The sequence below is a fragment of the Aminobacter sp. P4_H6_2 genome (genome assembly GCF_056400805.1).
In genome coordinates, this window is record NZ_JBFUKO010000189.1 from 1 (window position 1) to 8,636 (window position 8,636).

The following is an 8,636-nucleotide window of genomic DNA, read 5'->3' on the forward strand; positions in this document are numbered from 1 at the left end:
ATCCCGCCCTTCGCCGACCAGCCGGCRCTGGCCGAGGGCGAGGCGCGGTTCCGTGGCGAGGCGGTGGCGCTGGTCGCCTGCGAGAATTGGGCCGCTCGCGAGCTTGATCTCGCAAAATTCCCGGTGCGATGGAGCGAGCTACCGGCCTTGATGGAGCCTGCCGAGGCGGTGGCAGCGGGCGCGAACCTGGTCCATGCCGCCCGCCCAGGCAACGTTCTGGTGCGTGGATTGGTCGAGCGCGGCGAGCCTGAGGCGGCGCTGGAAAATGCCGCCTGCGTCGTCTCCGGCAGCATCGAGACATCTTATGTCGAACACGCCTATATCGAACCTGAAGCCGGCCATGCCTTTGTCGATGGCGACACGCTGACCGTTATTGCATGCACACAAGCACCACATCTCGACCGCGACGACACGGCACGAATATTGGGTCTGGCACCGGACAAGGTGCGCATCGTGCCGACGGCAACCGGCGGCGGCTTCGGGTCGAAGATCGATCTGTCGCTGCAGCCACTGATCGGGCTCGTCGCGCTGAAAACCGGCCGGCCGGCCGCACTCGCCTATAGCCGCAATGAATCGATGGCATCGACCACCAAGCGCCATCCGGCATCGATGCAGGCGACCATCGGGGCCGACGCCGACGGCACCATCCGCGGCATGGTTTTTTCAGGAGAGTTCAACACCGGCGCCTATGCCAGTTTCGGGCCGACCGTCGCCAACCGCGTGCCGGTCCATGCGTCAGGGCCCTACGTCACGCCGAACTACAGGGCCACCGCCCGCGCCGTCCACACCAACGGGCCGGTGTCGGGAGCCTTCCGCGGTTTTGGGGTACCGCAAGCGACGCTGATGCAAGAGACGCTGTATGACGAACTGGCCAACAAGCTCGGCATAGACCGGCTGCAGCTTCGTCTGAAGAACGCACTTCGGAACGGCTCCGAAACGGTGACGGGGCACATACTTGAAGCCGGCGTTGGCATTGGCGAATGCCTTGGAGTATTGACCTCGCATTGGGCGCGCGCGCTGGCCGACGCGGACAAATTCAACGCAGCCAATCCAGGCAAAAAGCGCGGCGTCGGCATCGCCTCGTGCTGGTATGGCTGCGGTAACACCTCCTTGCCCAATCCCTCGATGATCAAGCTCGGCATCGCGCCCGACGGCAAGGTTTTGCTGCATCAGGGCGCCGTCGACATCGGCCAGGGCTCGAACACTGTCATCGCCCAGATCGCTGCCGACGCGCTTGGCCTGCCGCTGTCGGATTTCGTGCTGCGCAGTGCCGATACGGCGATCACGCCCGATGCCGGCAAGACCTCGGCCTCGCGCCAGACCTATGTGTCAGGCAAGGCTGCCGAGAAGGCAGCCCGGGCATTGCGCGAAAAGATTCTGCGCTTCGCCAATGTCTCGCCCGAGGCATCGCTGCAGCTGGAAAACGGTCTGCTGCTGGTGCATGAGGGTGGCGAGCGCCGCCGCATCGATCTCGCGCTGCTTGAGCCCGACACAGACGGCCTCGTTTTCACGGCGGAGGAAAGCTACGACCCTCCGACGGAGCCGCTCGACGCCAAGGGCCAAGGCAAGCCCTATGCGGTCTATGGTTATGGCGCCCAGATCGCCGAGCTTGAGGTCGACCTCGCTCTTGGCACAGTGAAATTGGTCAAGATCACAGCAGCACATGACGTCGGCAAGGCGATCAATCCGCTGCTAGCCGAAGGCCAGATCGAAGGCGGCATCGCCCAGGGCATCGGCATGGCGCTGATGGAGGAATACATCCCCGGCAGGACGGAGAACCTGCACGACTATCTGATCCCGACCATCGGCGACGTGCCGCCGATCGAGACCATCCTCGTGGAAGTTCCGGACCCGGAAGGACCCTTTGGCGCCAAGGGTTTGGGCGAGCATGTGCTGATCCCGACGGCACCCGCCATCCTCAACGCCATCCGCCATGCAACAGGGATTCTGGTGACCAAGGTGCCGGCCACGCCCTCACGCATCCTGGCGGCAATCCGCGAGGCACAAGTGCTGCCATGAACGAGTTGTCCGAACGTTTCGAAACCCACGAAACCGGCGACAAGCAGGCAGGCGAAAAGCTGCGCTGCGATGCCTGCCCGGTCATGTGCTACATCGCCGAAGGGCGCACCGGCGCCTGCGACCGCTACGGCAATTACGGCGGCAGGATCGTGCGCTGCGACCCGGTGCGCGTGCTCGACTACGCGGTCGAAAGCGCCAATGCCGTGGTGCCGTTTGAAGGCGCGGCTTGGGACGGCGAGCTGGTCAACACCGGCCAGCGCTTCGTCACCGCCATCGGTGCTGGCACCACCTATCCCGACTACAAGCCGGCCCCCTTCATCGTCAGCCAGGAGGTGGAGGGCGTCGACCTCGTCACCGTGGTGACGGAGGGCATCTTTTCTTATTGCGGCGTCAAGGTGAAGATCGACACCGACCGGCATCTCGGCCCAGAAACGGCAACGGTGCGCGCTGGGGGCGAGGCGGTCGGCCATGTGACGACGGGCGAATATGGCTCGCAGATGCTGTCGCTGGGCGGGGTGCACCACCTGACTGGCGGGTCGAAGGCGGAAGGCCGAATGACCTGCGACACGCTGCTGAACCTGTGCAACCGCAAGCCGGTGGAGCTGACCATCGACGGCGGCGCCGTTGTCATCGTCGAGGCAGGCTACCCACCCGTCATCGACGGCACTGTCGAACAACGCATGCGTGTCGGCTGCGGTTCGGCGACCATCGGCATGTTCGCGCGGCAATGGCGCGGGCTCGTCGACGAAGTGGTCGTGGTGGACGATCATATCACCGGCGTCGTTTCCGAGCATCAGGCCGGTAAAGTGCTGGGTTGGGAAGACACAGGGATAAAAATCCTTGGCCGGCGCTCGACGCCCGGCCGCTACTTCAAGGTTTCGGAGCCAGGGCTGGGATGGGGCGGCACGAGCATCTCCGACCCGCTCGACATCCTCGGCGAGTGGAACGCCAGGAAAGGCGCGAGGCCCGGTCTCAGCCTGCTCATGGTTTCAACCACCGGCGAACAGTTCGCCTATTACGAACTCGGCGACGACCTCAGGCCGGTCGAGAAGGCATTTCCCGACCGGCTCAGGAAGTCGGTTGGGCTGATCGAGGATAATTGTGAGCCGGCTTTGTGTACGGTGTTGTTTGTTGGCGGCGCCGGCGGCAGCTTGCGTGCCGGCGTGACCGAAAACCCGGTCAATCTCACGCGTTCCGTGCAGGGCCTGAAGACCTATGTCACGGTCGGTGGTGCGCCTGTCTATGTCTGGCCGGGCGGCGGCATCACGCTGATGGTCGACGTGACCCGCGTGCCCGACAACGCCTTCGGCTATGTGCCGACGCCTGCGCTTGTTGCGCCGATCGAGTTCACCTTGCGCCGCGACGACTATCTGGCGCTCGGCGGCTACGGGGCCGAGATCAGGAGCGTTGACGACGTGCTCAGGYGCGGCGGCGAGTATTTCAACGAGCGGGCGACTGGACCGGCCCGGGCAGGCAATCCCTGGCCGCCGCTCGCGCAATTGCGCCGGACCGGCGGTTTGCCATGAATGGCCCGGACATCAACTGGCTTCCGGACGGGCACCGCCTGCATTTCAACCATGGGCCGATCGACCTGATCGTCGAGGCTTTCGGCGACAAGGATGAAGTGCGCGCCGCCTACCGGCAGGCCGCCGAACGTTTCCAGACCGTTCTTGGCGAACTCGTCGGCGAACTCACCGAACTTCGCCGGCCTGCTTCCAGCAAAGCGCGGCGGTTTGCAGGTCCGACTGCGCAGCGCATGGAGGCTGCTGTCACACCGCTCGCGCAAGATTTCATCACCCCGATGGCCGCAGTCGCCGGCGCGGTCGCGGATGAGATCATGGTCGCCATGGTTTCGGGGCGCTCGCTCGACCGTGCCTACATCAACAATGGCGGCGATATCGCCCTGCATATCGCGCCTGGCGAGCGAATTTCAGTGGCGATTGCTGGCACCGGGCAAGGCTTCGTCGACCGGCTGACCATCCACTACGAAGATCCGGTGCGCGGCATCGCCACCAGCGGCTGGCGCGGCCGCAGTTTTTCGCTCGGCATCGCTGATGCGGTGACCGTTCTGGCGGCGAATGGGGCAGCGGCGGACGCGGCAGCGACGCTCATCGCCAACGCGGTCGATTTGCCGGGGCACCAGGCAATCCAGCGCAAACCGGCGTGGGAACTGGCCCCAGACAGCGACCTCGGCGACAGGCTGGTCACAACAGGTGTCGGCGCGCTGTCCCCTAGAGATATCGATGCGGCGCTCGATGCCGGGCTCAGGGTCGCCGACACGTTCCGCCGGCAAGGGTTGATCCAGAGTGCCGCGCTGTTCCTTGCAGGTGAACACCGCGTCAGCGGCAAGTCGTTCGCGGCCATACCGGATATTTCGATGAGGGGGATGCCGATCCATGCCTGAATTTCCGATCCGCAAGATCACCGTGACGGTCGAAGAGATTTTCCATGATGGCGGCCCGGCAAAGGACGTGCCCCGGCGGCGCGCGGCGGCACTCGCGGTGGTGAAAAATCCGTTCGCAGGCCGCTATGTCGAAGAGCTGCAAAACGCGATGGAGGATTTGAAGCCGCTCGGGCTGATGCTGTCCGACCGGCTGATCAAAGCACTCGGCGGCGACCCGAAAGTCATCGACGGCTACGGCAAGGGCGCCATCGTGGGCTCCGCCGGCGAGCTCGAACATGGCGCTCTGTGGCATGTGCCCGGCGGCTACGCGATGCGCGAACGGCTCGGCGAAGCCAAGGCGATCGTGCCCTCGGCCAAGAAGGTGGGAGGTTTAGGTGCCCGGCTCGACGTGCCCATCGGCCACATCAACGCCGCCTATGTGCGCAGCCATTTCGACGCCATGGAAGTTGGATCGCCCGACGGGCCAAGGCCCGACGAAATCGTCTTCGCCTTGGTGATGACCTGCGGACCCCGCATCCACGATCGCATGGGCGGTTTGAGCGCCGCCGACATCAAGGCCTGGGATGGCCTGCGATGAAGCAGGACGCAGCCTACCATCTGCAGGAGCAGATAGGCTTCATCTTGCGCAAGGCGCATCAGCGTCATGTCGCGATCTTCGCCACCCATATCGGTGACCTGACCCCGCCGCAATTCGCGGCACTGGCCAAGCTGCATGATGTCGGCGAGACCTCGCAGAACCAGCTTGGCACGCTGATCGCCATGGATGGGGCGACCGTCAAGGGTGTGATCGACCGTCTGCACGCACGCGGCCTTGTGCAACTGGCCAAGCATGAGGCCGACAAGCGGCGCTTGATGGTCCGCCTGACCGACGAGGGCCGGCGCTTGGTGGAAGAGCTTGTGCCCCTGGCACAGACGATCACAGAGGAAACGCTGTCTCCCCTGTCGGCCAAGGACGCGGCGATGTTGCTGGAGCTGCTTTCGAAGATAAGCTGAGGCAGTAGGTCAATCTACTGCCCTACTGCCCTATTCCCTTACTGCCCCAATCTCAGCCGACGAAAGCGCGCTCGACGACGAAGGTGCCCGGCTCGTTGAGCGAGCCTTCGACGAAGCCGAGGCTTTCGGCCAGTTCCTTGACGTCCTTGAGCATGTGCATCGAGCCGCAGATCATGATGCGGTCGGTGGCCGGGTCGAGCTTTTCAATGCCGAGATCGGAATAGAACTTGCCCGACGAGATGAGTGCTGTGATGCGGCCCATGCGCTCGGAGGTTTCGCGCGTCGTCGAGTTGTAGAGCGTGACGCGACCATGGGTCAGCTCGCCGATCAGTGGATCGTTTTCGAGATTGGCGACCAGCTCCTGGCCATAGGCCAGCTCGGCGACATCGCGGCAGGTGTGGGTGAGCACGACATGCTCGTAGCGCTCATAGGTGTCTGGGTCGCGCAACAGGCTGGCGAAGGGCGCGATGCCGGTGCCGGTCGAGATCATGAACAGGCGCTTGCCCGGGGTGAGTGCGTCGAGAACCAGCGTGCCGGTCGACTTCTGGCGCATCAGCACGGTGTCGCCCGGTTCGATCTTCTGCAGTTCCGAAGTCAGCGGACCATCCGGCACCTTGATCGAGAAGAATTCAAGTTCGTCGTCCCAGGACGGGCTCGCCACCGAATAGGCGCGGAAGACCGGCTTTTCGGCATTCGGCAGGCCGATCATGACGAATTCGCCCGAGCGGAAGCGCAGCGACTGCGGCCGGGTGATGCGGAAGGCAAACAGGCGATCCGTGTAATGCTTCACCGAAACCACAGTTTCGGCGTAGACATTGGCAGGGATAGGAAACTGAAGCGGCTTTGCGTCGACCGTCTTCAGCGCTGCTGCGGTGTTCATCGATCAAACCTCTCGCCCGGCGCGGCGGCGGTTTTTCACCGGCGCGCTGCGGAAATACAGGCAAAGTGTGGAGCCTTGTTCAGCCTATTAATTAGTATACAAATGATCTCATCGTCAAGATTGTGGCCTAAAACGCCTTTCTAAACTGGCACATGATCGTAGTCCGGGCTTTTCGGGATTAGTCCATGGACGAGAAAATTCCCGCAAGGGCGGGAAATGTCGTGGCGGGCATCGACGTGGGCGGGACCTTCACCGACCTGCTGCTGATCGACGGCGCCAATGGCGGGGCGGTCCACATCGCCAAGACACCGACGACGGCCGAAAACCAGGCGCATGGCGTGATCGCGGCGCTCGCCGTAACCGGCTTTCCCATCGCCGACATCGACCTGATCGTGCATGGCACCACGACCACCACCAACGCCGTGCTGGAACGGCGGCTGGCCCGCACCGGCATGATCACCACGCGCGGCTTTCGCGACGTGATCGAGCTCGGCCGGCGCACAAGGCCCCAACCCTATGGCATGACCGGCGTGTTCGTGCCCGTGATCCCGCGCAATCTCAGGCTTGAAGTCTCCGAGCGCGTCGAAGCCTCGGGACATGTGCGCGAGCCGCTCGACGAGGACGGCATGCGCGCTTCAGTGCGCGAATTGATCGACGCCGGCTGCGAGGCACTCGTCGTCCACTTCCTGCACTCATACGCCAATCCATCGCATGAGCGGCGCGCTGCCGAGATCGCCGCCGAACTCTGGCCGAACGGCCACATCACCACGGGGCATTCGCTGCTTTCGGAAGCGCGCGAGTTCGAACGCGGCGTCACAGCCTCGGTCAACGCGGCGGTGCAGCCGATCCTCGAACGCTACGTGGCGCGGTTGCGCCAAGAGCTTGCGACACGCGGCTACGCACGCGATTTCCTGATCATGAACGGCAATGGCGGCATGATATCGGCGCGCTTCGTTACCCGCGAGGCGGCCAAGACCGTGATGTCGGGCCCGGCCTCGGGCGTCATCGCCGCAGCCTATACCGGCCGGCGTGCCGGCTTCGAAAATCTCGTCACCTACGACATGGGCGGCACTTCGACCGACGTTGCGCTGATCCTCAATGCCGAACCTGCGGTGTCGAACGAGATCGAAATCGAATATGCGATGCCGATCCATGTGCCGATGGTCGCGGTGCACACTGTGGGTGCCGGCGGCGGCTCGATCGCGCGTGTCGATGCTTCCGGGCTGATCCAGGTCGGGCCCGAGAGTGCCGGGGCCAATCCCGGGCCGGTCTGCTACGGACGCGGCGGCACCGAGCCGACCATCACCGACGCCAATCTGGTGCTCGGCCGGCTCGACCCGAAAAGACTGCTCGCCGTCGACAATCCGGTGACGGTCGAAACAGTGCGGAAAATCTTCGAAGACAGGATCGGCAAGGCGACCCGGCTCGATGGCACGGCTGCTGCCGGTGCCGTGCTGAGGCTCGGCAACATCAAGATGGCCGGGGCCATCCGCATGGTGTCGGTGTCGCGCGGCCACGACCCGCGCGATTTCACGCTGTTTGCCTTCGGTGGCGCCGGGCCGCTGCATGCCTCAGCACTTGCCCGCGAACTTGGCCTGCCCCGCGTGCTGGTTCCGGCGAGGCCCGGCATCACCAATGCACTCGGCTGCGTCGTCGCCGACCTGCGCCATGACTTCGTCAACACCCTCAACCAGCCGGTGGCGATGCTCGACGAAAAACGCGTCCGCGAGGTGCTGGCACGGCACCGGGCGGAAGGCGAGGCGCTGATCGCCAAGGAGGCGATCAAGCCTCAGGCCATCCGCGTCAGCCACTCGGCCGACATGCAGTTTGTCGGACAAACGCACATCATCAACGTGCCGCTGCCTTCGCCCGAGATCGACCGCGCCACACTGCAAGCGCTGTTCGAAAAGGCCTATTTCGCCCGCTTCAAGGTCGAACTACCGGAAATCCGCGCCAACCTCGTCAACCTCAACACCTCGGTGACGGGCGTGCGCCCCGACATCGACCTCAGTCGGCTGATCGATCCGGCCGGACGGGCGATGACACTGGAGGGTGCACTGCGCGAGATCCGTCCGGTTTGGTTCGACGGCGGCTGGCGCGACACGCCGGTCTATGAGCGCGAAAAGCTGCCGCTCGATGCCATGATAAACGGGCCGGCGATCCTCGAGCAGATGGATGCGACGACGGTGCTGGAACCGGGCGATCATGCGCGGACCGATGCGGATGGGAACATTATCGTCGAGGTGGGTACGTCATGACCAAGCGCCCCCTCACCCGGCCTCCGCTTCGCTCGGCCACCCTCTCCCCGCTGGGGAGAGGAGGCCTTCAGCCGTTTTTTCC

General features: G+C 64.3%; 7 protein-coding genes. 6 read left to right on the plus strand and 1 reads right to left on the minus strand.

What is annotated here, in order from left to right:
* From AC1DUU_RS15145 to AC1DUU_RS15165, 5 genes are all read left to right on the plus strand, one after another.
* The coding region (locus AC1DUU_RS15145; protein WP_476784232.1) for a xanthine dehydrogenase family protein molybdopterin-binding subunit at positions 1-2,019 on the plus strand (2,019 nt) is incomplete at its 5' end.
* A complete protein-coding gene (locus AC1DUU_RS15150; protein WP_476784233.1) occupies positions 2,016-3,545 on the plus strand; it encodes a 6-hydroxynicotinate reductase in 1,530 nt (509 codons plus the stop codon). The genes AC1DUU_RS15145 and AC1DUU_RS15150, both read left to right, overlap by 4 nt.
* Positions 3,542-4,423 (plus strand): UPF0280 family protein, encoded by an 882-nt coding sequence (locus AC1DUU_RS15155; protein WP_476784234.1) that lies wholly within the window; start codon positions 3,542-3,544, stop codon positions 4,421-4,423. The genes AC1DUU_RS15150 and AC1DUU_RS15155 overlap by 4 nt, the downstream gene beginning before the upstream one ends.
* Complete coding sequence (locus AC1DUU_RS15160; protein ID WP_476784235.1) at positions 4,416-5,000, plus strand: amino acid synthesis family protein; 585 nt, start codon at positions 4,416-4,418, stop codon at positions 4,998-5,000. The genes AC1DUU_RS15155 and AC1DUU_RS15160 overlap by 8 nt, the downstream gene beginning before the upstream one ends.
* Entirely contained in the window at positions 4,997-5,416 is a 420-nt protein-coding gene (locus AC1DUU_RS15165; protein ID WP_476784236.1) for a MarR family winged helix-turn-helix transcriptional regulator, read from the plus strand. Before AC1DUU_RS15160 ends, AC1DUU_RS15165 begins: the two co-directional genes overlap by 4 nt.
* Before the next feature lie 52 nt (positions 5,417-5,468).
* Here the strand turns inward: AC1DUU_RS15165 and AC1DUU_RS15170 are convergent, their stop codons facing one another.
* A complete protein-coding gene (locus tag AC1DUU_RS15170) occupies positions 5,469-6,296 on the minus strand; it encodes a ferredoxin--NADP reductase (protein WP_476784237.1) in 828 nt (275 codons plus the stop codon).
* Between the two features lie 185 nt (positions 6,297-6,481).
* Here AC1DUU_RS15170 and AC1DUU_RS15175 point away from each other — a divergent pair, with 185 nt between their 5' ends.
* Complete coding sequence (locus AC1DUU_RS15175) at positions 6,482-8,554, plus strand: hydantoinase/oxoprolinase family protein (protein ID WP_476784238.1); 2,073 nt, start codon at positions 6,482-6,484, stop codon at positions 8,552-8,554.
* Positions 8,555-8,636: the final 82 nt, after the last annotated feature.